We start from the raw sequence: 24,833 nt of genomic DNA, 5'->3' as shown, positions 1-24,833 counted from the left end.
CGTCACAGATGAGACCCTGGAGCGAACGCAAGTGAGTGAAGCGGCTAATCGGACGACCCCTTAGAAAGTACGCTGGCGGAACGGAAATCAACCTCTCGCCTTTTATAATTACCTTTTATGGCGTGGACAGCACATTTTTTCAATTGGAACTATTTTATTGAATAAGCGTTACAATATTAAATCGTTAGAAAGCAAAGAGTAGGTACATATGTGGATTTAATAACAGAAAAATTAATCATGATTGCTTTATTTATTTTAATCATTCATGCGATTGAAACGCTTGCATATGCAGTTCGTTTATCAGGAGCACGTGTCAAATTACTAGCTTCGGCTTTATCTCTTTTTAATGTAATGGTCATGGTGTCGAGGTTAGCAAATATGATGCAACAACCATTCACAGGGAGCCTTGTTGATACAGCACCTACGGAGAATGCCATGGCATTTGTAGAACATCAATTTCGACTAATTATTGGAGCGGCTTCGCTTGGAACAATCGTAGGAATCTTACTTATCCCCACCTTTGTAGCCATTTTTTCAAGAGCTATCGTTCATTTGGCTGAGGAAAGAGGCTCAATCCCGGCTTTATTGAAAAAGGGCTTTACATTTGACTATGTAAGACGGGGGATGAAGCATATTCATACACCCAATTTTAGTTATTTAAAAGGTATTCGTTTACAGGATATCCCGATTAAATTATTTGTCATCAATATTGTTATTACAGCTATCTATACGATTGGCGTTTTATCTGCATTGTATGCCACATTATTAGTACCAGAATTAAAGACTACTGCTGTTATGGCATCTGGATTAATTAATGGCATTGCAACAATACTATTAATCCTATTCATTGACCCGAAAATATCCATTCTAGCAGATGATGTGATCAATAAGAGAGGAAGCTATCTAGACCTGAAAAGAATGTCTGTTATGATGATGTTCTCCAGATTTTTAGGAACCATTGTGGCACAGTTATTATTGATTCCAGGTGCTCATTACGTTGCATGGTTTGCAAAGTTAATTGCTTGATTAGAACCACTTCCTTTCTATTTTTAGGAAGTGGTTTTTTAGGCCACAGCAATTAATCGTGAGGTGTGGTAGGGGAGAAGTAAAGAAATTATATAGTATAATGTGGGTGAATAATAGATTCGAAAAGAGGGGAACGAATGTATGCCGACGATACTTGTTGCGGATGATGATGCGAACATTCGTGAACTTGTTTGCCTTTTTCTGCGCAAAGACGGGTTCACTACAATGGAGGCAGGAGATGGTAAAGAAGCATTAGCCATCTACGGCTCAACATCTATTGATCTTGTTGTACTAGATATTATGATGCCAACAATGGATGGCTGGACACTATGTAAGGAGCTCCGCAAAATGAATACGGATCTTCCTCTACTGATGCTGACTGCAAGAGGGGAAACATGGGAAAAAGTGAAGGGCTTTGAGCTTGGAACGGATGATTATTTAACAAAGCCATTTGATCCGTTAGAGCTAACTGTACGTGTAAAGGCACTTTTGAAGCGCTACAGGATTGGCCATTCGCAGACCATTCAACTTGGTCAAATCACGCTGGACCGTCAGACCTATAAAATTATGAGAGGAAAAGATGTTATTTCACTACCGCTCAAGGAATTTGAATTATTATATAAGCTTGCCGAAACACCTGGACAAGTCTATACAAGAGAACAACTGATCGATCAAATTTGGGGGATTGATTATGCGGGAGATAATCGAACCATCGATGTACATATTAAGCGCCTGCGTGAGCGCTTCAACACCATCACTGATTTTCATATCGACACAATAAGGGGTTTGGGCTATAGGCTTGAGGTTGAGGAATGATTAAATCTTTATATACACGCGTCGTTCTAATTTTTCTAATTGCTGTCATTGGGGGAACGGTTATCTCTTTTTTTATGGCAACATGGGTATTTAAAGATAAATTAAATGAAAACTTACAAATTCCCTTATTAAATTTTGGACAAGACATGGTACAAATTTTTGACACATTGCCATATCATGAAGCCGATCGTTTTATACGTGATATGCATCAGCTTGAATCCTATCATGTTCGCATTTATGAAGAAACAGGGCAGTTTACGGCTTACGGAAAGCTTCATGGCAATGAGTTAGCCCCTGTAACAATGGAACAAGTACAAGCTGTACTGGATGGAGAGGTCATTCAAGTAATTCCAAGTAGTATTTCATCCATACTTGTCGGCATACCTCTAACAACTGAAATGGGCACGAGAGCGATGTTTATCCAAACGATTGCTTTACCTTCAACCTCTTTTTCCATCAAGTTGATTCTGAATTTTGCTACTTATGCCTTAGTAATAGGAAGCGTTGTGTTTTTAGTTGCAGCGATGTTTTTAGTCAAGCCCATCAAAAAACTAACACAAGCCACTAAACATATTGCTGGTGGTGATTTCAATGTCGAATTAAATATTAAGCAATCAGGGGAGTTAGGTACGTTGGCTAAAAGCTTTGAAGATATGGCGGAGGAGTTACAGCAGCTAGAGCAAATGAGGAGAGATTTTGTATCGAATGTGTCCCATGAGGTGCAGTCTCCACTTACCTCCATTTATGGTTACGCATTAGCACTGAAACAAGTTGATGTAACGGATGACGAGAAAAACCGTTATCTTGATATCATCATTTCGGAGGCCAATCGAATGTCTAAGATGAGTGATAGCCTTTTAAAGCTGAGCTTACTAGAATCAAAGACACAGCCAATACATCTCGATACGTTCAGTCTAGATGAACAAATTAGACGTGTCATTGTCTCCCTCCAGCCTCAATGGTCCTCTCGCAATATTGATTTTGAGCTCCAGTTGAAGGCTGTTCGCCTCATGGCTGATTACGATCAATTACATCAGGTATGGGCAAATATTCTTACGAATAGTATTAAATTTTCAAGTCCTAATGAGACGATTGAGATCAGCATGAAGCAAAGTGCAAATCATGTGATAGTCCGAATAACGGATAGAGGCATTGGAATTTCTTTAGCGGATCAGCAACGTATATTCGAACGATTTTTCAAGGCTGATCGTTCCCATAGTCACAAGTATGAAGGCAGTGGGATGGGGCTTGCTATCGTGAAGCAAATCGTCTCGCTACATCGAGGAGAAATTGAAGTCGAGAGTGAGCTTGGGCATGGGACGTCAATGATTGTCAGATTACCTATTACCTTAAAGTAAAGAAAGCATGTTACGACTCCTATAGAGATGTCGTAACATTTTTTTGTTGTTCATCTTGTGTTCATATTGTCGTCATTCGGCAGACATCTTTCTCCTTTATAGTTGCACTAACAGCTCAAAAGTAGCTGGAATATCGTAGTAAAGGAGGAGGCACGAGTAAAGGTGAATCCCCTCGTGCATCAAACATGAAAAAATTTATGCGTGTTTTACTGAAATCAATGGCAGTCCTAGGTATATCCATTGTGGGGCTACTTGTCATTGTTTTTACAATAAACATGATTTGCAACAAAATAGAGCAAGGAAAAATAGAACCTTATGGTCAGCTCGTCTCCGTGAATGGGGAAAAAATGAATGTCACCATTCAAGGTAAGGGTGCTGAAACCATCGTATTACTACCAGGCTTCGGGACTGCAGCACCAACGCTCGACTTTAAGCCATTGATAGATGAACTAGCTCCCTATTATAAGATCGTTTCAATAGAGCCCTTTGGCTATGGCTTAAGTGAGGATACAGCTAAAGAACGAAGCACAGAGAATATTGTTAGTGAAATCCATGAAGCTTTACAGGAGTTAAAGATTGATCGGTATATGCTAATGGGACATTCGATAGCAGGCATCTATGGACTCGATTATGTTAATAAATATCCGAATGAGGTAACTGGATTTGTCGGGATTGATAGCAGTGTTCCTACACAGGGTGGTATGGACACGAAGTTTCCAATTAAGTCATTACAGCTGCTAAAAAAATCAGGGATTGCAAGAATTCTTATAAAATTTTCAGATGATCCCTATGCAGGTCTTCCGTATGATGACGACACAAAAGAGCAAATTAGGATGATTACACTCAAAAACTTTTATAATACAAGCACTTCAAATGAATTAGAGCATATTAGCAAAAATTTCACGGCAGCCAAAACTCTTACATTCCCTAAAGATCTACCTCTTCTCTTATTTGTCCAAGCGAAAAGTGGTGGAGTTGAAAAGAACTGGATACCGCTTCATGAAGAACAAGTCAAACATTCCGTATACGGCAAAGTAATCACACTGGATGGGGATCATTACTTACACCATACAAAATCGGAGGAAATCGCAGACAACGTCAGATCGTTTATGCAAAATAAATAATCCATAGTTTCTTACCTCTTTGCTGTTGGAGGTAAGATTTTTTAATACTATCCTCTTCCTTACGAAATTTTATAAAATCTTTCAATTGAGTTGTAATCCATACTTCGATGAGCATTGAAATACTTCCTGATTATAATGTACGTAGAACAATTATTCTATCAGGTAAGGAGCTATTGGATGAAAAATTATCAATTTATTGCTTTATTAGTAGTAACGACCTTTTTAATGGGTTCATCATTTGCCATTGTTAAATTAGGCTTACCGTATGCCTCGCCTTTATTATTAGCTGCACTTCGCTTTATATTGGCTGGTATAATCATGGCTATCGTTGTTATTATCTTGAAGAGACCTCATCCTAGTACAAGGAGTGAGTGGTTCAAGTTATGCATGATCGGGCTCTTTCAAACAGCAGGTGTGATGGGGTGTATTTTTTTAAGTCTCCGCACCATCACGGCAAGTGAGTCTTCTATTTTAACATTTACAAACCCATTACTAGTTGTAATTTTTGCCACCATTTTCATGAAAGTGTCCTATCGTTTCTATCAATGGATCGGGGTTTTGTTTGGCTTAATCGGGGTGATAATTACGATGGGGGCACAAGTTGAATGGAAAGTAGGTATCCTTTTTGGCTTGCTATCAGCTGTTTTTTGGGCTACTGCCACCCTGTTAGTGAAAAAATGGGGCGTGTTATTTGATACGTGGGTTTTATCTGCATATCAGATGCTATTTGGTGGCTTACTCTTATTACTAGGAAGCGCATTGTTAGAACAGCCATTTTTTATTGTGAATCCACAATCGTTATTGATTCTGTTGTGGCTTAGTATTTTTTCCTCGATCATACAATTTGCAGGGTGGTATTATCTTCTGCAAAATAGTGATCCAGGAAAAACAAGTGCCTATTTATTTTTAGCTCCTTTTTTTGGCGTATTAACAGGCTGGGTGTTATTGGAAGAACCGTTAAAACCATCACTAATGGTTGGCGGCTTATTCATCATCATGGGCATTTATTTAGTAAACCGAACTTTTAGTGGAGAAAAGGCTAGGAGATAACCCCGTGCCCTTTCCTATTTTACAAATCTAAATGAAAGACCTCTTTAAAGCCTATTTTCCCTTTCTCCGTCACTTTAATGGCGCGAATAGAGGGAACTCGTAAAAGCCAACCGAGGTTGAAAAATTGATTTAATAGCTCACAGCCTAGTGCACCAGCTAAATGATAACGCCGTTCACTCCAATCTAAACAGGCATGAGAAAAGGATCGTCGTTTTCTCTTTAAAGCAGTTAAATCGATTCCGAATGTCGTAAAAAATAATATGCCCTCATCTGTCAGGACAAATTGTTTACCCTCCAATGTAAGATAGCCTGCCTTCAGCATCGATTCCGTTAATTGGACACCCAATTTACCAGCAAGATGATCATAGCAAGTTCTAGCATCCTGTAATAACTTGATTTGGCTCGATTGCTTTAATGAACGTACTTCAGGTGGTGGAGAGATGGCTAGGAATGACTCTAAAAATTGAGCAATGTCCTCACCAGCCAATTGAAAATAACGATGACGTCCCTGCTTTTCAACTTTTATCAGCTTTCCTTCTACTAATTTAGCAAGATGAAAGCTAGCAGTTTGTGGTTTGATGGCAGCCATATATGCTAGTTCACTAGCCGTATGAAAACGACCGTCCATCATACTAGCAAGTATGGTTGCCCTTGACGTTTCACCAAGAAGTGCCGCTATTTCTGCCATGTTTGGATTAATTCCCATTCTGTCACAATCCTTTCAGTGTCCTATATTTAGATTTTAGTCAAAGTCATTATGGTTTACAATAAAAGTAATAGAGGAGGAGAAATAAATGGAAACATATTATGCAGTGATTTTTACATCGCAAAGAACTGAGCAAGATGGGGATGGCTATGGCAAGATGGCTGACCTAATTGATGCCTTAGCACAGCAACAGCCTGGTTTCATTCGTGTTGAAAGTGTTAGAAATGAGGAAGGAAAGGGCATAACGGTATCTTATTGGGAATCGCTAGAGGCTATCCAAGCATGGAAAGACAATGCCAAGCATTTAACAGCACAACAATTGGGTAAAGACAAATGGTACACAAACTATAAAGTGGAAATCTGTCAAATGATAAAGGAGTATTCATTTGCCAAATAGCAAGTGAGAAGGAGGCCTATTTTTTATGACGATTGCGGAAGAATGGCACGAACTAAGACAAAAATTTAATCCTTCCAATCCAATAACCATTAATCAAATGCATATGTTTAAAGATCAATTAAAGCAGGTTCAACAATCAGAAGAAACATTAAGGATATTAGTAGAGGTTTACTGTTTACTTAGGATGTATCCTGAGGCATATCAGTTATTTACTGTCATTATGAATAAAGACGATAAAAAGGATCGAAAAAAGTATGGCGTTCTCCAGACCTACATAGATAAACCAAATTCGGTGAATCCTCTGCTGCCAAGAAAAATTAGAGACCATCAGCAGCTCAAAACGAAAATTCCTACGTTTAAATATCTACCAAACCCTCTAGAGGCTGGAATTTTTGAAACAGATGAAATCGTTGTATGTGATTGTTGCGAGCAAGAAGTGGATGTCTATTATACTGGTGGTATTTATGCAATTGAGGACGTAGATTATCTTTGTCCTTCCTGCATCCATAGCGGGGAAGCAGCTCAAAAATATGATGGTTCTTTCCAGCAAGACTTAATGGATGATGAACAGGTTACGAACCCCAAGTTTGCTGAGGAAGTACTCTTTCGGACGCCTGGCTATGTAAGCTGGCAGGGCAATAATTGGGTGGCACATTGCTCTGACTATTGTGCGTTTATCGGCTATGTTGGTTGGCGTGATTTAGTAGAGCTAGGAATTGAGGATCAATTTGATAATTATACCGGCTTTTCAAAAGAAGAACTTTCTGCATCCTTAATGAACAATGGTCATCATCAAGGCTATTTATTTCAATGCTTGGAATGTGACCGTTATGTCCTTTATTCAGATTTTAGTTAGTCGTTGTTTGAGGGGGGGAGAGAAGTGGAACAATTTCTACAACGATATATCTATTCATGGCGTTTAAATGGTTGGCTTATCCACGATATTTTTTTCTGCATCGTGTTAGGTACGGGACTTCTACTATTTTTGTTTATCGTCATGAAACGAAAACGACTCGTTATTTCTAGCATTTTGCTCATTGCCTTTTTATTCGTCAGTAATCTATTAATGATTGTTTTTGGCTTAGCGGGGAGAGGCTTTCCCATCAAATCCGATTCGCCGATTTATACAGATGATTCACAAAGCATTGCTGTTCAAATGGTGCAAGGCTCAGAAAATAATGGGACATCGAATGGAATTACGCATTTAATCGCACACCATCTCCTAGTAGCTGTGAATTTACAAACAGGTGAAAAGCAATGGACAAAATCAGCTTCCTATAAAGAAACACTGCTTGGGGAATTTATGGGGGGTGTTCTTGTCCATCATCGTGATGATGAGTTTGGTCAATTATCCTTGGTAGATATGGAAACAGGCAAAGAACTACTTTCTGAAAAAGATTTTCGAACGCAACATCCGTCATTAATAGCAATATTGAGCAATAATGCACATCAAATGGCTGTCCTAGAGAACCATTTATATTTGGAAGGGGTCGATGGCAAATTCTATCGCTTTGATGGTAAAACATTAAGTGAGGATGCGAAGGCTCAAGATTACCTATCTGCCCGTTTTTTCATCGAGACAGAGTTGCCGGGCTATTTTGCTACACATCCACAGCCTGTAGAGGATTATCAGGCCATTCGCGATTTTAGTCAAGCTGTCCTAACCGAGCCAGCCATTCAAGCCTATGAAAATTTACAACCAAAAGTGGTGGATGTAGATATCATAGAAAAAACGGCTCTTGTTTCATATCGACAAACACAGCGAGAAAGTGCTGAACACATGTTATTGCTCTATGATATGAACAAACATCAGGTATTGTGGGAACGCAATATTGGCATCATTAATTCCCAACAACAACAGCCCACTGTTCGGACATTAGAGAATAGCTACGTCATTCAAGCTGGTGATAGATTACTAGTATTCGATAAAGAAACGAAAAAGAGGTCTGTTCACTATCATCTACGTTGGAATCGTCCTATTGATGAGTGAAATCTATTGGAAAAATCGTTCTTTTTTTGATTCGCCAAAAAAGGAGTATAATTTAATAGGAAGAAACTCTTATTAAAAGGACGGCGTGCAAATATGAATGAACAATTAGTAGATTGGATTATACGCTTTCAAAGGGATAAGGATATTGAAGCACTGGCCCATTTAAAAGATTATTGTTATGAGATGATCGAACCTTTGATGGAAGAATTTACGATGAAGTATGGCGAAGAAGCAGGCGAGTTATTACGCCTAAAGTGGGATAAACGATTTTATTTTATATTTACAAAATATCAAGTGAATGTAGGGCTACCTCTAGAGACATTTGTAAAAAATACGTATCGTTTTTATTTCATGCAGGTGTTACAAAAGGCTGGTTATAAGTGATCGAAAAAAAAACCCTTGATTTGCGTAAAAACAAATCAAGGGTTTTAAATTATTTATAGAGTAGATCTTCTGCTAAATGAGTAAACACTTCACCGATTATCGACACTTCATCATAGACCGAGGAACCTGTATTTTCCTCAGGTTGAGCAAAAGGAATTTGAGCGATTACATCGGTCTGCAATAAATCTGCTAATTGTTCGGCTCCGCCTTGTCCAAATAGATAGTTTTTTTGACCGTCAGCGCCTTCAAAATAGGCCATGTTTTCAACAACTCCAAGAATCGTGTGTTTCGTATGTTGCGCCATCAAGCCTGCACGAGATGCAACATGAGAAGCGGCAAGATGCGGTGTTGTCACGATGATTTCTTGGGCTTGTGGAATCATCGCAGCCATATCAATTGCAACATCTCCTGTACCAGGTGGTAAATCGATGAGGAGGTAATCTAAATCTCCCCATAGCGTGTTGACAAGGAAATTGCGAATCCACTTATTGAGCATAGGACCACGCCACATAACAGGCTGGTTGTCATTTGTAAAAAAGCCCATCGACATTATTTTTACGCCGTTACGTTCTACTGGAATCGCCGTTTGATCAAGCATGGTAGGCTTTTGATCAATCTTCATCATGGCAGGGATACTGAAACCATAGATATCAGCATCTAAAATACCTACACGTTTGCCAAGACGAGCAAGTGCAACCGCTAAATTAATGGTCACTGTAGACTTTCCAACACCGCCTTTACCACTTGTAATGGCAATGAATTGAACACCAGAATTAGGCAATAGCATGTTTGGCATTCCTTGATCAGTCACATTCTTTGCCTGTAGAGATGCGGTTAAAGTGCGACGCTCCTGGTCTGTCATAGCGCCAAAGCTAATGGTAACAGTGGAGGCACCAAGCGCTTGTAAGGCCTCCTCCACATCTTGCTGTATTTTCGCCTTTAACGGACATCCTGGTATGGTCAAAATAATATCCAGCGCTATATGGTTGTCATGTATTTGAATGTTTCGCACCATATTCAAATCTACAATACTCTGATGTAGCTCAGGATCATTTACCTGTTTCAATGCGTTTACAACATTTTCTTTTGTTAACATTTAGGAACCACCTTATTCTTTTAAGCCTTTGCCGAGTCCCTTTAAGAAATGAACCCCAAAATTGAGCGCACGATTAACATCTGGATCGTTTATCATTTTCATGAGCTTAAAGGCACTGACCTTTTCATTCGATTCAAGTGCTTTACTTGCTTCATCTACGCCTGTATTTAAGCCTTCAATCAGCTTAGTCGTTGTTTCAGGATTGAGCGCCGTCAATGCTCCCGCAACACCCATTAAATTGTTAATGATATTGGTTACAGGCTTACGTGTTAATTGTCCAAGTGCAATATGTGCCACTTCCTCTTTGGCTTCAAGTAGCTTCATTGCTGCTTCTAGTGCACCGATATCATTTAATTCAGCCATAATACTAAACACCTGATTGACGGCTTCTTCATTTTCAGAAAGCAGTTCTTTTAGATTATCTAATTTTTGTTCTTTTAGTTGTTCTTCTGTTAATTGTTGTTTTTTAATGCCTGTAATGGGTACAGCCATGCTCTCACTCTCTTTCGTTTATGGTTGTTAAGTGAACGTAGCCAGGACGATTCCATTTTCGTTGTACCTCAACACCATTTTGAGGATGACGCTTTTTATAGCGTGGGTTTGTGCGAGGAAGTGGTGATTTACCTTTTGCTTTTAGCACTTCTACTCGTACTTTTGTTTGTTTATAAGCTGGTGTTGACGTATTCACATCTGCTGCAGGGCCAGTTAGGAAGTTGATGGCTGAATCTTTGCTAACAGAGTTCATTGGTAAGAATAATTCGTTTCCTTGTACGCGATCTGTAACAAGAGCATTTAGCTTCAAGGCACCATATGGAGACACTAAACGAAGTAGGGCTCCATCTGCAATGCCTCGTTCTTTCGCCAATTCTGGTGATACTTCAACGAAAATTTCAGGTACTTTCGATTGAATACCTTTCGATTTATTTGTTAGATTTCCTTCATGGAAGTGTTCAAGCATACGGCCATTATTAATATGACAATCGTATTGTGCTTCAAACTCAACAGGCTGCACCCAATCATTTAAAGCAAAACGAGCCTTCTTATCAGGGAAGTTAAAGCCATCTTCATATAATAATGGTGTATCTTTACCATCATGGCTACCCCAACAGAAGCTTCCCCAGCCTTCAAGAACATCATAGTTGGCTTGTGAGAAGAGGGGAGACAGGCTCGCCATTTCATCAAAAATGTCGCTTGGGTGATCATAATGCCAATCTGCCCCTAAACGACGAGCAACCGCTTGCAATATTTCCCAATCTGCTTTCGACTCACCAAGTGTTGGTAATACTTGATACAGGCGTTGAACACGACGTTCCGTATTCGTAAATGTACCTTCTTTTTCAAGCGAAGGTGCAGCAGGTAAAATCACATCTGCATATTGTGCTGTGCGTGATAGGAAACAATCTTGGACAACGAAAAAGTCAAGCTGTGAGAGCACCTCATCTACATGGTTGGCATTACAGTCAACAAGTGCCATATCTTCGCCCACTAAATACATCGCTTTCATTTTCCCTTCCATGATCGCATCTAACATTTGCATATTATTTCGACCAGGCTGTGGTTGAATAGGGACACCATAGGCTTTTTCGAATTTTGCACGTGCCTCGTCATCTGTGACTCTTTGATAGCCTGGCAATAGATTTGGAAGTGTCCCCATATCGCAGGCACCTTGCACATTGTTATGGCCGCGGAGTGGGTAGGCACCAGCACCTGGACGACGATAGTTCCCAGTTGCTAAAAGTAAATTTGAAATCGCTGCGGATGTATAGGAGCCACCAGTATTTTGTGTTACCCCCATGCCCCAAAGAACACATGTACCATCTGCATCACGAATCATTTCAGCTACTTCGATCAATGTTTCCTTACTAATACCAGTCATTTCTTGTGCATAATCAAGTGTATAGGTTGCAAGTACTTGTTTAAAATCATCATAATGAAGGACGTTTTCTTGAATAAACGCTTCATCATGCCAACCTTGATCAATGATATATTTGGTAACAGCCATTAACCAAACTTGGTCAGTACCTTGCTTTGGACGCATAAAGATGTCGGAACGCTCTGCCATTTCATGCTTACGAATATCAGCAACAATTAATTTCTGACCATGTAATTTATGTGCACGTTTCACACGTGTTGCTAAAACAGGATGTCCCTCAGCTGGATTAGCCCCAACAATAATGACAAGTCCAGCCTTAGCAATATCTTTGATCGTACCAGCATCTCCTCCCATGCCAACTGTACGTAATAAACCATCAGTTGCAGGAGATTGGCAATAACGAGAACAATTATCGACATCGTTTGTTCCAAATAATTGACGGGCCATTTTTTGAATTAAGTAATTCTCTTCATTTGTAATTTTAGAAGAGGAGATAAAGCCAACAGAATCTGGACCATATTGTTGTTGAATGCCACCTAGTTTTGTTGCAATTAAATCAAGTGCTTCATCCCACGATGATTCCACAAACTCATTATTTTTACGAATGAGTGGTTTTGTAATACGTTCCTCAGAATTGATAAAATCCCAGCCAAATTTCCCTTTGACACATGTAGAAATCGCATTTACTGGACCATCGGAAGGCTGTACTTTTAAAATTTTACGACCCTTTGTCCAAACTTCGAACGAGCAGCCTACACCACAGAAAGTACATACTGTTTTTGTTTTTTTGGTGCGCTTACTACGCATGGCTGCTTCCACTTCAGAAACGGCGAAAATACCGCTATAGCCTGGTTCAACTTCCTTAATCAAACTGATCATCGGATCTAACATATCCTGTTTGAGGCCAGTCATAAATCCAGCCTCTCCAAGCATGGATTTTTCCATTAAGGCATTACATGGACATACGGTTACGCATTGACCACAACTTACACAGGAAGAATCATTGATAGCAACGCCCGTATCCCAAATGACACGTGGTCTTTCTGCTTCCCAATCAAGGGATAATGTTTCATTTACCTGTAGATTCTGACAAACCTCTACGCACTGACCACAAGCGATACATTGGTTAGGATCATATCGATAAAACGGATGTGACATATCTACTTCATGAGGTTCAACTTTTGGCTGGTAGGGATATTTTTGATGCTCGATTTCCATCATTTCGGCAGTGTTGTGTAAAGCACAATTGCCATTGTTGTTATCACAAACTGTACAATACAGTAAATGATTTTCGAGTAGACGGTCCATCGCTTCTGTTTGTGCCGCTTTTGCTTTGTCAGAAGTTAGGAGTACATTCATGCCGTCTACTGCCTTTGTAGAGCAGGAACGAACTAATTGGCCATTCACTTCCACGATACATGTATCACATGTTTCAATGGGGTCAACAGCGGGCACATGACAAATCTGTGGATGCGGAATGTCATGTTGATTAATGGTATCAAGGATTGTAGCTCCTTCTTTTACTTCATACGGTACGCCATTAATATTAATTTGAGTCAAGGTAACTTCCTCCTTTTGCACTTTGAGACGAATCGGATAACATGGTACAGCTTAAGACAAAAGGGAATAACAAATCGAGTTGGTGATTGTTGAAAAGATTGTCTTGTTATCATTGTAATTCCCAATGGTTCTTGAAGCTACCTCAAAATAGGTAAATTGCTAGATCATAACATGTTATCCATGTCTCGGTTTTGAAAAAATAAAAAAATCCACCATGAAATTACATGTCCGAGACATGCTAATAATTCATGGTGGATAAAATTCTTAGCAGGTCTTGCTAAAAACTCAATCTACTTTTATTTTTTAATTACAATAGAATTCAACTATTAAAAACACTATGCAACATCGTAACATAGGGTTCAAAATAAATTAATTCCATTTGTGATATGAATATTATAGCCCTTTCCTTCAAAATGAACAATATTTATCATAAAATTTATTAAATGAGAATTATTATCAAAAAGTATTTTCTCTTTTATTTTTTTAAAAGTTGCTATATCATTAACAAACTGTAAGGGTGGCCTACATAACCATTTGCCTAAAAAAGTTTAATTATGATGGGAGAATCGTTGCTATGTCTAAAAAAATCCACGAATTTAATGACATGATTCGAAAGTTAAGAAAGGAAGTATTTGGTAAAGGTCCTGAACGTATTCATACTGTTTTTGTCGAGAATATGGCTGTATCTACCTTATACGGAAATATCACTCCGACAGAAAAATTTATTGCCAGTACACCAGAAGGGCTGAAAATGGTGCATGCTGCAAGGACGAGTATGATTCAAGATTTATATAGACAATCGCCACCAGAGGGTATGGAAGAATTGATGGGCAGCAAATTACTTCACTTATTTTCAGATATTAAAATTGAAGAGGATTTTGCGATTTCCGTCTTTGTTTTTGAAAAGCATATCAGTGAATAAAGGGGATGCCTTATGGATCGAGCAATGACAAGAAAAATTGTGCGTGTTGAAGGACAACGAGTGACAGAAATGGTTGATTTAATTGTTTCAGAATACGCTGTTACCGTAAAAATTAATCAGCAGGAATTTGTCACGATGGTCTGTACACCCGAGTATGTAGAAGATATGGTTATTGGCTACTTAGCTTCTGAACGAGTGATTCGTAGTTTTGAGGATATTGAGGAAATTTGGCACCAAGAGAAAGAGGGTTTTGTGCATATTAAAACAAAGCATATTAATCCTTATTACCAACAGACGCAAAACAAGCGCTATATTACGTCTTGCTGTGGGATGAGTCGACAAGGCTTTGTGTTTACGAACGATGCATTAGTAGCGAAAAAAATGGATCAAGTCCATGTGCAAATAACGACCGAAGATTGTTTCCGTTTAATGCATGCGATGCAGGATAGTGCCGATATTTTTAAGAAAACGGGTGGGGTGCATAATGCTGCACTATGTGATGTAAATGGCATCGTCCTAAGTCGCATGGATATTGGACGTCATAATGCTTTGGATAAAATTTACGGCTATTGCCTACGCAACAACATCCGTATGGAAGATAAAATTATCGTCTTTAGCGGACGAATATCATCGGAGATTTTACTAAAGGTTTCCAAAATAGGCTGTGCCATCGTGCTGTCTAAATCAGCACCCACAGAATTAGCATTGCAATTAGCAGAGCAGCTTGGTATTACGACGGTTGGCTTTATTCGGCAACAGACATTGAATATTTATACACACCCACAACGCATCCTATTACCAACTAATGAATTGAAAGAAGGAGATTAGATGACGAATCTACAAGACCAATTACACAGACCGTTAAGAGATTTAAGAATATCCGTGACAGATCGTTGTAATTTTCGCTGTCGCTATTGTATGCCAGCAGAAGTATTTGGTCCAGATTACGCATTTTTACCGTCTGATAAAATATTAAGTTTTGATGAAATTGAACGATTAGTAAAAATCTTTGTTTCATTGGGCGTGAAAAAAATACGGATTACAGGTGGGGAACCCTTACTACGTCGTGATTTGCCCGAATTAATTGCCCGTATTCACCGCATAAAAGGTGTAGAAGATATTGCTTTAACAACCAATGGCTCGTTATTAAAAAAATACGCACACTCATTGGCACAGGCAGGCTTAGCCCGAGTTTCTGTTAGTTTAGACTCGCTTGATGATGAGCGTTTTTTCGAGATGAATGGTCATAGAGGCAAGGTATTGCCAGTGTTAGAGGGAATTGAAAAGGCTGCAGAAGCGGGCTTACAAGTAAAAATTAATATGGTTGTTCAAAAAGGAAAAAACGAACAAGATATTGTTACCATGGCGCAGTTTTTTAAAGAAAAACAGCATATTCTACGCTTTATTGAATATATGGATGTAGGGAATTCGAACGGCTGGCGCTTGGATGATGTGGTGTCCAAAAAAGAGATTATTGAGCAAATCCATCAGTTTACGCCGTTACAACCAGTAGCGCCCAATTATAAAGGAGAGGTGGCAACGCGTTATCAGTATCAAGATGCTCAAGGTGAGATTGGTATAATTTCATCTGTAACGGATTCATTTTGCTCCAATTGCTCACGTGCTCGTCTCTCTGCAGAAGGTTCATTATACACTTGTTTATTTGCAACAGAAGGCACGGATTTAAGGGAATTGTTACGTTCAGGGCAAGATGATGCTGCCATCATCAAGTGCATAACGAACGTTTGGGAAACAAGAAATGATCGTTATTCAGATGAACGCAATGAACAAACGATGGCAAAAAGGAAAACGTCAAAAATTGAAATGTCTCATATTGGGGGGTAGCGTGTAAAAAACAGAAAAAAATCGGCACAATAATGCCGAATTTTTTCTGTTTATTTATGCACAAAAGTGCCACTTTTCCCACCTGTTTTTTCAACAAGGTAAGTTTCTTTGATGACCATCGTCTTATCAACGGCTTTGCACATATCATAAAAAGTTAGTGCTGCGACAGACACAGCAGTGAGAGCTTCCATTTCAACACCCGTTTTTCCACTGCATTTAACAGTGGCTTGAATATGGAGCTCATAGCCATTCTCTGCTTTTTCATAGTCAAACTGGAAATCCGTACCCTGTAGCATGATGGGATGGCACATGGGAATAATATCAGCTGTTTTTTTAGCGCCCATAATCCCTGCAATTTGCGCAACTTGCGTCGGATCACCTTTTTTAATGCCACCTTGTTGGATGGCTTCATAGACCGCATCGGATAAAAGAATCGTACTGCGCGCAATGGCTGTACGTGTTGTGATTTCTTTTGCGGAGATATCGACCATTTTAGGACGACCTTCTTCGTTCCAGTGTGTAAAATTATTCATTATTAAACTCCTTTTTACTTGTTTGTGACCAGTCTTGTTGTGCGTTGATATTGATAAATGTTGAGATATTGTCATCAAAAGGGACATAACAAACACGAAGTTGCTCTAAAAGCACTTTCATACTCCGGTTATTTTGTGTCGTTAATTGTGTCGCCTTTGGTAAAGCAGTACGTCGATATAATGCAGCTAATGGCTGATCGCGTAGCGCTTGTGTCGGAACAATAGCATCATACGTGTCATTAATCAAGCCTACCATTTTTTGGATAAATTCTGCATTCATATAAGGCATATCGCTTGCTACGACAAAAAACCATTCCACATCAGGATAGGCTGTCATGATATGATGCAAAGCAAAAAGAGGGCCTTGATGTGGCTGCTTTTCAATAACCCAGTGGACATTTTCCTGTCCAAACTGATGTTGTAAGTGCGCATTTGTAGCGATAATAAGAGGGTTTAGCTGATTTTTTTGCAGGGCTATGAGACTATGTTTATATAATGGCAGTCCAGCAAACTTCTCAAACATTTTTGGCTGTCCATAGCGAGAGGATTGACCGCCAGCTAACACTATACCTGCAATTTTCATAAGCGCTTCAACTCACCAACAAAATGTTGGACTGTAGGTACTATGAGCTTCGTCATAGCTAAAGTCACCGCATTTGTGGAGCCTGGTAAAACATAAATGGCTGTTTGCTGGAGACTTCCTGCCGTGGCACGACTAAACATCGCCTTTGGGCCAATTTCTTCATAGCTGAGCATTCGAAATAATTCACCAAACCCCATCATTTCTTTTTCAAACAGAGGCAGAATGGTGTCATAGGTTTGGTCTCTTGGTGTAAATCCTGTTCCACCAGTAACGATAATGGTATTAATTGTTGGATCGCTGCACCAATTTTTAACATGATGAGCGATATCGAGCGGTTCATCCTTTGTTAGTTGGTAGTCTATAACTTCAAATGCAGCTTTTTGTAGTAAGGACTGAATACGCTGACCAGCATGATCATCTGCCTTTGTGCGTGTATCACTGACCGTTAAAATGGCAACTTGAATTGGTTGCTGCTGATGTGTGGGATGCACAGTAAGACCTCCTTCAAATGCGTTTTTGCTAAAAAACATTGCTTTTATTATAATGCTATAAATGAAAAGGTCAAACGAAAATTCATAGAAAGAAAGGCCACATACGTATGCAAAATAGATATTCTAGACAACAATTATTTCACCCTATCGGACAAACTGGGCAACAATCCCTTCAGCAAAAACACGTCCTTATTATAGGTGCGGGGGCATTGGGGAGTGCTAGTGCAGAAGCGCTTGTGCGAGCAGGTATTGGCAGGCTGACACTCATTGATCGTGATTATGTAGAGTGGAGTAATTTACAAAGACAGCAATTATATACAGAGCTAGATGCACAAGAAAAAATGCCCAAAGTTATCGCAGCTAAAAAGCGTCTCCAACAAATAAACACAGAGGTAGAAATTCATGTCGGCATTATGGATGCTTGTACAGAGACTTTGCTACCATTACTAGAAGATGTTGATGTGATGGTCGATGCGACCGATAATTTTGATGTTCGTTTTGTCATGAATGACCTTGCGCAAAAATATCGTATTCCTTGGGTATATGGCTCTTGTGTTGGTAGTTATGGTGCGACTTACACGGTTGTACCAGGTAAAACGCCTTGTTTGCATTGCTTATTAAAGGTGATGCCCCATACAGGGATGACTTGTGATACCGTTGGCATTATTAGTCCAGCAGTTCAAATTGTTGCTGCTTATCAGGTGGCAGAGGTTTTCAAGCTGCTTGTTGGAGATGACAAAGCCTTACGAAAAAGCTACTTAACGTTTGATGTTTGGCAAAATCAACACTATGAAATCAATGTGGAGAAAATAAGGCAAGGTGATTGTCCATCTTGTGGCGACAAGCCGACCTATCCTTACCTATCCTATGAAAATCAAACGAAATTACAGATCCTTTGTGGCCGAGACGCGGTACAAATTCGACCACCAAAGCCCATTTACTATTCGCTTGATCAGCTGGCAAATCAGCTCCGTTCCCACGGAGAAGTCCAGGTTAATCCTTATTTGCTATCTTGCCAAGCGGACGATTACCGAATCGTTATTTTCCAAGATGGGCGAGTTGTGATACATGGTATACAAGATATACAGAAAGCCAAAAGCATTTATTATCGTTTATTAGGTTAAGGGAGTGTACCAAATGGTAGAAAAAAGACAACCAATTCCTGTGGCAGAAGCCGTTCATCGTGTAATGGACTATGCCTTTCAAGCAAAAAAGGAGCATGTGTCATTAACGCAAGCACATGGACGCTTTATAGCACAAGCTATTAGAGCCGATCATGATGTACCTGCTTTTGATCGTTCACCGTATGATGGCTATGCCATTCGTTCCGTCGATAGCCAAGAGGCATCTTCACAGCATCCAGTCCGCTTTCAAGTCGTTGGAGAAATTGGCGCAGGCTATGTCTATGAAGACGTAGTTGGCGATTATCAAGCAGTCCGCATTATGACCGGGGCGCCGATACCGCAAGGATGTGATGCAGTGGTCATGCTAGAATTAACCCAAACATTCGAAGAAAATCATCAAAAGTATATGTCGATTAAACGACCTTTTGAAGCAGGTACTAATATTTCCTATAAAGGGGAAGATGTACAGCAAGGCGCAGTCCTCATTGAACAAGGCCAATATATTAACCCGGGTGTGATGGCCTTACTTGCTACTTTTGGCTACGAGCAAGTACCTGTTTATCGTAAAACAGTTATTGGTGTGCTTGCCACTGGTAGCGAATTACTAGAGCCAGGTGAAGCTTTACAGCCAGGTAAGATTCGCAATAGTAATGCCTATATGATGATGGCGCAAATTGAGCGTGCTGGGGCAGAAGTGAAATATTTCGGCAAGTTGAGCGATGATCTTACATTATGTATTGAAAACGTAGAAAAAGCCTTACAGGAAGTAGATATTTTAATTACAACGGGTGGCGTTTCCGTAGGTGATTATGATTATTTACCAGCTATTTATGAGGCGATCGATGCAAAGGTATTGTTTAATAAAATAGCGATGCGTCCAGGTAGTGTGACAACGGTTGCTGCTCGCAACGACAAATTATTATTTGGTCTTTCTGGTAATCCTTCAGCCTGCTATGTTGGCTTTGAGCTATTTGTACGTCCGATTATACGTTCTGCATATGGGCATACTCAACCACATTTACGCAGAGAGCAAGCTATTTTAGGGGCTGATTTTACAAAGCCAAATCCCTTTACACGCTTTGTACGAGCTCGTATCGAATATGAAAAAGGGAAGCTCGTAACTGTCCCATCTGGGTTCGATAAATCGAGTGCAGTTTCATCTTTAGCGACAGCCAATGCATTCATTGTTTTACCAGGTGGCTCTAGAGGCTATGAAAAGGGTATGCAAGTGGATGTCCTTTTGCTAGAAGATCTGCAAGGAAGTGAGTGGCCTTGGGACAATATCGAAAAATCTTACAGATAGTTGGCTATCAAAATAGTGGGAAAACAACATTGATGGAGCAATTGATCAAGCAGGCTACAATGGAAGGGCTAAGGGTAGGAACCATTAAGAATCATGGACATGGTGGAGTACCGACGATCGAAACTTCCAAGGATAGTAGTCGGCATGAGCAAGCAGGTGCGGTTGTTACAGCAGTGGAGGGGGCGGGTACTTTACGTATGAGTATCCACCAAAATAGCTGGCAATTGGCTGATATACTAGCGATTTATGAGTCCCTTCCACTGGATATCATGCTAATTGAAGGGTATAAAAATGAACATTATCCGAAGGCTGTGCTGCTGCGCACTGCACAGGATCAAGTACTACTACAGCAAGTAACCAATATCCGCTGTGTGATTTATTGGCCAAGCTGTCCGCTTGATCTATCCCTTGCAATCCCTGCTTTTTCGATTCATGAAGAATCACAATATATGGAATTTTTGTTGATAGAAATGAGGGAAAAACTATGACGACAGCGTTATTTGAAGTTATCGATCAACCAATAGATGTGGAGGAAGTAAGACAAAAAGTCCTTAGTCGAAATGCTGGAGCCATCACATTATTCATCGGTACAGTGCGTGAAATGACAAATGGTAAAAAAACGATGCATTTGGAATATCAAGCCTATCCAGCAATGGCGATTAAAATGTTTGAACAGATTGCAAAGGAAATACAAGAAGAGTGGCCAGAAGCAAAAGTAGCCATCACCCATCGTGTCGGTCATTTAGCTATTTCCGATATTGCCGTAGTGATTGCTGTGTCATCACCGCATCGTAAAATAGCTTACATGGCGAATGAATATGCAATTGATCGCATAAAACAAATCGTGCCCATATGGAAAAAAGAACATTGGGAGGACGGGACAGAGTGGATTGGTGATCAATTAGAAAATGTTCCCTATCCGCAAGGGAAACCAGCCATTCAGGAGGAGGAAAACCTGTGATTAACATTTTATTATTTGCCCACCTACAGGAAGCACTAGGTGAATCAAAGCTATCAGTAGAGCTGTCAGATGTGACAGTTGCGCAGTTAAAAGAGTGGATGGAAATGCGCTACCCTCAGCTATCATTACAACAGATCATGACAGCGGTTAATGAAGAATTTGCAACGGATACGACGATTGTCAAATCTGGCGACACAATCGCCTTTATTCCACCGATCAGTGGGGGATAAGCAAAAAGAGGTAGTTGGCTAGAGCCAACTACCTCTTTTATACTTTCAGGATATGGATACTAAGAAGTAAAAGGAAGGAAATGGCGATCATACACAGAACCCATGTCCAGGCAAGGGTCATGTTTCCAGAATCGATGGCCATATATATTGCTAGCGGTGTTGTTTGTGTTTTCCCTGGAATATTTCCCGCAAACATAAGTGTCGCTCCAAACTCACCCAAAGCTCGTGTGAAGCTTAGAATCCCACCAGAAACAAGTGCCTTTAATGCAAGGGGAATGGACACATAAAGAAAGACCTGCCATTCATTCGCTCCATCCACACGTGCTGCATTTTCAATATCTCGATCGACAGAGGCAAAGCCAGTTTTAGCTGATTGATACATTAATGGAAAGGCAACGATTGTAGAAGCGATGACGGCCGCCCACCATGTGAACATGATAGGTTGATCGAATAGCCAGATAATGATATCTCCTAACATACTATTTTTCCCGAAAATGACGATAAGCAGGAAACCGACTACTGTAGGAGGTAATACCAATGGTAACAGCAATACCGTTTCTAGCACTATTTTGCCTTTGAAATCATGGGTTGCCATCCATTTACCCATTAAAATACCTGCTATAATAGCGATGATCCCTGCAACAAAAGCAATTTCGATCGAAAGCCTAAGTGGAGACCAAAAATCGGTACTCATCTTTTATTGAGCCCCTTTAAATCCATACTTTTCAAAGACATCCATAGCTTCATCACTTTGTAAGAAGTGATAAAAATCCTCCGCCTCTTGTGCATGTTTACTAGCTTTTAGAACACCTACAGGATAAATAATCGGTGCGTGCATAGCATCATCGGCAGTTGCCACGACATTGACCTTATCAGAGACAAGGGCATCTGTTTTATAGACCATACCTGCATCCACATTTTCTGTTTCTGTATAAGTAAGTACTTGACGTACATCTTTTGTATACACTACTTTTGATTCGAGTGAATCCCACAGTTGCATATTTTTTAATGTGTCCACACCATACTGTCCGGCAGGAACCGTTTCGGGCGTACCGAGTGCAATTTTTCCTGCTTGTTGTAAATCTTCAAAGGATTGAATTTGCTTTTCATTGCTTTTAGGCACGATTAATACTAAATCATTGGCTAAAAGATCCGTTCCTAGCTTTTGATCGATCATTTCTTTCTCTACAAGCGCATCAAATTTATCCTTTGCTGCTGAAAAGAAAAGGTCTGCAGGAGCCCCTTGTAAAATTTGTTGCTGTAAAGCACCTGAACCTCCAAAGTTATAGAGGATTTTGATTGTATCGTGTTGTTGTTCATAAGTTGTTTTCAGTTCTTCTAAGGCATCCTGTAGACTAGCTGCCGCAGAAATTGTTAGTTCAACTGGTTCGTTTGTTGCCGCCTCTTGGTTACCACAGGCTGCTAATAGTCCAACTAGTACTAACAGTGTCGCAAATAAACGATAATATTTTTTCACGATGAGTATACTCCTTTTATTACTCGTTATAACAAGACATAACTAATTATAATCAGATATAAATAAAAAAGAAAGTTAGTAAGGGTAGAAAATGTCAAGATGTTCATAAGGCTATAAATACGTTACCATGTAAAATAGAGGCTTATAGGAGGAGAACTTTTACATGTCACAAGAACAATCCTATACGATTGAAGAGGTTGCACAATTATTAAAGGTTTCAAAATTAACAATTTATGATTTAGTGAAAAAGGGTGATTTGCCAGTTTTCCGCGTAGGGCGACAAATGCGGGTAGATCGTGCTGACTTGCAAACCTATATACAAAATCGAAAAACAGGTAGTATGCCAGCTTTGGCACAGGCTTCCATAGCCACTCCGACTAAAAATCACGCGAAAATTATAGTGAGTGGGCAAGATTTAGTATTAGATATTTTAGCAAAATATATCGAGAAACGACGATCTACGAAAGTATTACGCTCACATGAAGGTAGTTTTAATGGTGTAATGGCGTTGTATCACGGAGACTGTGATATTGCGAGTTTACATATGTTTGATGGGGATACAGGAGATTATAATACTCCTTATGTAAAAAAAATCTTTGTCAGCCATGCCTTTGTTCTCATCAATGTTGTATCACGTAAAGCAGGTTTCTATGTTCAAAAGGGGAATCCGCTGGAGATACGCACATTTGAAGATTTCCAAACAAAGACATTCACATTCATCAACCGTGAGAAAGGCTCAGGTGCTCGTACTCTGTTAGATGAGCAATTGCGCATTCACGGTATCGCTCCATCCACGATTGCAGGCTATACCCATGAAGAAATGAGCCACCTCGATGTCGCCTCTGCAGTTGCCAATGGACGTGCAGATGTTGGGATTGGCATTGAAAAAATCGCCAAGCTTATTCAGGTCGATTTTATACCGATGGTCACTGAACGTTACGATATTGTGTTATTAAAAACACCAGAAAATCAACCGCTCATCGATATGGTGAAGGAGATTTTAAATACACCTGATTTCCAATCTGAAGTAGCTGCATTAGGAGATTATGACATCTCTTTAATGGGCCAAGTCATGTATGAAACGCTATAATCAAAAATTCATATTGAGTTTAATAAAAAAATCAATTACAATTCTAACTAGGAAATTTTATGGTCGTTGTGTCAATTAGTATGGCACAGCAGCTATATTCTTTTATGATAAATGGTGAGATGGATAAATTAGTAGGTACTACTGCTAGGATATTAGCCCACCATAAAATAGCTTGCGTACTCAATGCGCAACTATTTTATGGTGGGCTTTTTTGTATAGTAAAAAGGAGATGGATGATGTGACATGGTCAGTATTACATATCATTGGCATTATTGCCTACGCCATTAGTGGAGCATTTGTTGCGTTACAGGCCAACTATTCTTTTATTGGCATATTTGTGCTTGGTCTGACAACGTCTTATGGTGGTTCCATTATCCGCAATGTTGTACTGGATATCCCTGTGTCAGATATATGGGAACGGCAATCCTTATTAGTCGTTTTAGTCACGCTGACGACCATTTTATTTGTCAAAAGGAACTGGATTCATCATTGGAACCGCTGGGGCTATTTCTTTGATTCAATTGGCCTAGCTTCTTTCGCAATACAAGGCGGATTGTTAGCAAAAAGCTTACATCACGACCTAGGTATCATTATTATAGCGTCGATGTTTACTGGTGTTGGTGGAGGGATGGTTCGAGATTTGTTAGCTGGTAGAACACCGCTTGCATTAAGAGAAGAAATCCATGCTGTCCTCACATTTGTATGTGCCCTTTGTATATGGTTAGGGTGGGACAGCCCGCTTGAATTGTCAGTCATTGTTATTTTTATAGTAGTGATTCGCATGTTATCGGTGAATAATAAATTAAGATGGAAGCTTCCTTTTAAACATTCCTATAAGAATGCAGAGGAAAAATAGGTTGATTGTCGAAACGAACTGCCCTGTAAAAGTTTGAC

At 39.7% G+C, this 24,833-nt stretch carries 28 protein-coding genes; 19 read left to right on the top strand and 9 right to left on the bottom strand.

Annotated features, from left to right (window positions below; translation table 11 throughout):
- The first annotated feature begins 237 nt into the window (after nt 1–237).
- The 5 genes from QH639_RS05210 (at nt 238) to QH639_RS05190 (ending at nt 5,374) form a co-directional block, all read left to right on the top strand.
- The gene (locus tag QH639_RS05210) at nt 238–1,026 is read left to right on the top strand and encodes a lipid II flippase Amj family protein (RefSeq protein ID WP_131521580.1); all 789 of its coding nucleotides are present in this window, start codon (nt 238–240) and stop codon (nt 1,024–1,026) included.
- Between the two features lie 141 nt (nt 1,027–1,167).
- A complete protein-coding gene (locus QH639_RS05205) occupies nt 1,168–1,842 on the top strand; it encodes a response regulator transcription factor (protein ID WP_131521471.1) in 675 nt (224 codons plus the stop codon).
- Nucleotides 1,839–3,200 carry a sensor histidine kinase gene (locus QH639_RS05200; protein WP_281115751.1) on the top strand — a complete coding sequence of 454 codons (1,362 nt, stop codon included), beginning with the start codon at nt 1,839–1,841 and terminating at the stop codon, nt 3,198–3,200. The genes QH639_RS05205 and QH639_RS05200 overlap by 4 nt, the downstream gene beginning before the upstream one ends.
- 185 nt (nt 3,201–3,385) lie before the next feature.
- On the top strand, nt 3,386–4,324 hold the full coding sequence (locus tag QH639_RS05195; RefSeq protein ID WP_237898160.1) for an alpha/beta hydrolase: 939 nt from the start codon (nt 3,386–3,388) through the stop codon (nt 4,322–4,324).
- Between the two features lie 177 nt (nt 4,325–4,501).
- Nucleotides 4,502–5,374, top strand: a complete 873-nt coding sequence (locus tag QH639_RS05190; RefSeq protein ID WP_131521468.1) for a DMT family transporter — start codon at nt 4,502–4,504, stop codon at nt 5,372–5,374.
- A 19-nt stretch (nt 5,375–5,393) separates the two neighbouring features.
- Here QH639_RS05190 and QH639_RS05185 read toward each other — a convergent pair whose 3' ends face one another.
- On the bottom strand, nt 5,394–6,080 hold the full coding sequence (locus QH639_RS05185; protein WP_066037762.1) for an ArsR/SmtB family transcription factor: 687 nt from the start codon (nt 6,078–6,080) through the stop codon (nt 5,394–5,396).
- Between the two features lie 88 nt (nt 6,081–6,168).
- Between QH639_RS05185 and QH639_RS05180 the strand changes: the two genes are divergently transcribed.
- The 4 genes from QH639_RS05180 (at nt 6,169) to QH639_RS05165 (ending at nt 8,851) form a co-directional block, all read left to right on the top strand.
- Complete coding sequence (locus QH639_RS05180) at nt 6,169–6,477, top strand: antibiotic biosynthesis monooxygenase family protein (RefSeq protein ID WP_131521467.1); 309 nt, start codon at nt 6,169–6,171, stop codon at nt 6,475–6,477.
- A 25-nt stretch (nt 6,478–6,502) separates the two neighbouring features.
- Nucleotides 6,503–7,333 (top strand): CbrC family protein, encoded by an 831-nt coding sequence (locus tag QH639_RS05175; protein WP_131521466.1) that lies wholly within the window; start codon nt 6,503–6,505, stop codon nt 7,331–7,333.
- A 24-nt stretch (nt 7,334–7,357) separates the two neighbouring features.
- The gene (locus tag QH639_RS05170; RefSeq protein WP_237898159.1) at nt 7,358–8,467 is read left to right on the top strand and encodes a PQQ-like beta-propeller repeat protein; all 1,110 of its coding nucleotides are present in this window, start codon (nt 7,358–7,360) and stop codon (nt 8,465–8,467) included.
- Between the two features lie 93 nt (nt 8,468–8,560).
- Complete coding sequence (locus QH639_RS05165; RefSeq protein ID WP_048392436.1) at nt 8,561–8,851, top strand: hypothetical protein; 291 nt, start codon at nt 8,561–8,563, stop codon at nt 8,849–8,851.
- A 49-nt stretch (nt 8,852–8,900) separates the two neighbouring features.
- Here QH639_RS05165 and QH639_RS05160 read toward each other — a convergent pair whose 3' ends face one another.
- From QH639_RS05160 to fdhF, 3 genes are read right to left on the bottom strand one after another with little or no spacing between them, the layout of a single operon-like run.
- Nucleotides 8,901–9,947, bottom strand: coding sequence for an Mrp/NBP35 family ATP-binding protein (locus tag QH639_RS05160; protein WP_131521464.1), 1,047 nt, complete (start codon nt 9,945–9,947; stop codon nt 8,901–8,903).
- Between the two features lie 12 nt (nt 9,948–9,959).
- A complete protein-coding gene (locus tag QH639_RS05155) occupies nt 9,960–10,439 on the bottom strand; it encodes a helical membrane plugin domain-containing protein (RefSeq protein ID WP_131521463.1) in 480 nt (159 codons plus the stop codon).
- Between the two features lie 4 nt (nt 10,440–10,443).
- On the bottom strand, nt 10,444–13,380 hold the full coding sequence (gene fdhF / locus QH639_RS05150) for a formate dehydrogenase subunit alpha (RefSeq protein ID WP_281115750.1): 2,937 nt from the start codon (nt 13,378–13,380) through the stop codon (nt 10,444–10,446).
- Between the two features lie 574 nt (nt 13,381–13,954).
- Between fdhF and QH639_RS05145 the strand changes: the two genes are divergently transcribed.
- From QH639_RS05145 to moaA, 3 genes are read left to right on the top strand one after another with little or no spacing between them, the layout of a single operon-like run.
- Entirely contained in the window at nt 13,955–14,302 is a 348-nt protein-coding gene (locus QH639_RS05145) for a Na-translocating system protein MpsC family protein (protein ID WP_004230595.1), read from the top strand.
- A 12-nt stretch (nt 14,303–14,314) separates the two neighbouring features.
- A complete protein-coding gene (fdhD, locus tag QH639_RS05140; protein WP_481817321.1) occupies nt 14,315–15,130 on the top strand; it encodes a formate dehydrogenase accessory sulfurtransferase FdhD in 816 nt (271 codons plus the stop codon).
- Nucleotides 15,131–16,147 (top strand): GTP 3',8-cyclase MoaA, encoded by a 1,017-nt coding sequence (gene moaA, locus QH639_RS05135; protein ID WP_131521460.1) that lies wholly within the window; start codon nt 15,131–15,133, stop codon nt 16,145–16,147.
- Between the two features lie 50 nt (nt 16,148–16,197).
- Here moaA and moaC read toward each other — a convergent pair whose 3' ends face one another.
- The 3 genes from moaC to QH639_RS05120 are packed head-to-tail and all read right to left on the bottom strand — an operon-like array spanning nt 16,198 to nt 17,754.
- Entirely contained in the window at nt 16,198–16,680 is a 483-nt protein-coding gene (moaC, locus tag QH639_RS05130) for a cyclic pyranopterin monophosphate synthase MoaC (protein ID WP_048392450.1), read from the bottom strand.
- Nucleotides 16,673–17,263 (bottom strand): molybdenum cofactor guanylyltransferase, encoded by a 591-nt coding sequence (gene mobA, locus QH639_RS05125; protein ID WP_281115749.1) that lies wholly within the window; start codon nt 17,261–17,263, stop codon nt 16,673–16,675. The genes moaC and mobA overlap by 8 nt, the downstream gene beginning before the upstream one ends.
- Nucleotides 17,260–17,754 (bottom strand): MogA/MoaB family molybdenum cofactor biosynthesis protein, encoded by a 495-nt coding sequence (locus QH639_RS05120; RefSeq protein WP_131521458.1) that lies wholly within the window; start codon nt 17,752–17,754, stop codon nt 17,260–17,262. The genes mobA and QH639_RS05120 overlap by 4 nt, the downstream gene beginning before the upstream one ends.
- A gap of 107 nt (nt 17,755–17,861) precedes the next feature.
- Between QH639_RS05120 and QH639_RS05115 the strand changes: the two genes are divergently transcribed.
- The 5 genes from QH639_RS05115 to moaD are packed head-to-tail and all read left to right on the top strand — an operon-like array spanning nt 17,862 to nt 21,372.
- The gene (locus QH639_RS05115; RefSeq protein ID WP_131521457.1) at nt 17,862–18,878 is read left to right on the top strand and encodes a thiazole biosynthesis adenylyltransferase ThiF; all 1,017 of its coding nucleotides are present in this window, start codon (nt 17,862–17,864) and stop codon (nt 18,876–18,878) included.
- Between the two features lie 13 nt (nt 18,879–18,891).
- The gene (locus QH639_RS05110) at nt 18,892–20,181 is read left to right on the top strand and encodes a molybdopterin molybdotransferase MoeA (protein ID WP_269898272.1); all 1,290 of its coding nucleotides are present in this window, start codon (nt 18,892–18,894) and stop codon (nt 20,179–20,181) included.
- Nucleotides 20,151–20,669, top strand: a complete 519-nt coding sequence (gene mobB / locus QH639_RS05105) for a molybdopterin-guanine dinucleotide biosynthesis protein B (RefSeq protein ID WP_281115748.1) — start codon at nt 20,151–20,153, stop codon at nt 20,667–20,669. Before QH639_RS05110 ends, mobB begins: the two co-directional genes overlap by 31 nt.
- Complete coding sequence (locus tag QH639_RS05100; RefSeq protein WP_048392456.1) at nt 20,666–21,142, top strand: molybdenum cofactor biosynthesis protein MoaE; 477 nt, start codon at nt 20,666–20,668, stop codon at nt 21,140–21,142. Before mobB ends, QH639_RS05100 begins: the two co-directional genes overlap by 4 nt.
- Nucleotides 21,139–21,372, top strand: coding sequence for a molybdopterin converting factor subunit 1 (moaD, locus tag QH639_RS05095; RefSeq protein ID WP_131521454.1), 234 nt, complete (start codon nt 21,139–21,141; stop codon nt 21,370–21,372). The genes QH639_RS05100 and moaD overlap by 4 nt, the downstream gene beginning before the upstream one ends.
- A gap of 37 nt (nt 21,373–21,409) precedes the next feature.
- Here the strand turns inward: moaD and modB are convergent, their stop codons facing one another.
- Both modB and modA read right to left on the bottom strand, forming a co-directional pair.
- A complete protein-coding gene (gene modB, locus QH639_RS05090) occupies nt 21,410–22,066 on the bottom strand; it encodes a molybdate ABC transporter permease subunit (RefSeq protein ID WP_054550421.1) in 657 nt (218 codons plus the stop codon).
- Nucleotides 22,067–22,069: 3 nt separating this feature from the next.
- Nucleotides 22,070–22,849, bottom strand: a complete 780-nt coding sequence (modA, locus tag QH639_RS05085) for a molybdate ABC transporter substrate-binding protein (protein ID WP_131521453.1) — start codon at nt 22,847–22,849, stop codon at nt 22,070–22,072.
- 163 nt (nt 22,850–23,012) lie between these two features.
- Here modA and QH639_RS05080 point away from each other — a divergent pair, with 163 nt between their 5' ends.
- Together QH639_RS05080 and QH639_RS05075 are read left to right on the top strand one after the other, a co-directional pair.
- Complete coding sequence (locus tag QH639_RS05080) at nt 23,013–23,939, top strand: helix-turn-helix transcriptional regulator (RefSeq protein WP_131521452.1); 927 nt, start codon at nt 23,013–23,015, stop codon at nt 23,937–23,939.
- Between the two features lie 229 nt (nt 23,940–24,168).
- A complete protein-coding gene (locus QH639_RS05075; protein WP_227744964.1) occupies nt 24,169–24,795 on the top strand; it encodes a trimeric intracellular cation channel family protein in 627 nt (208 codons plus the stop codon).
- Nucleotides 24,796–24,833 lie beyond the last annotated feature (38 nt).

The organism is Lysinibacillus sp. 1 U-2021 (assembly GCF_029916965.1).
GTDB classification, from domain to species: Bacteria; Bacillota; Bacilli; order Bacillales_A; family Planococcaceae; genus Lysinibacillus; species Lysinibacillus capsici.
Note: the sequence above shows the minus strand (reverse complement) of the source record. Positions and strands in the feature narration are given on the sequence as shown.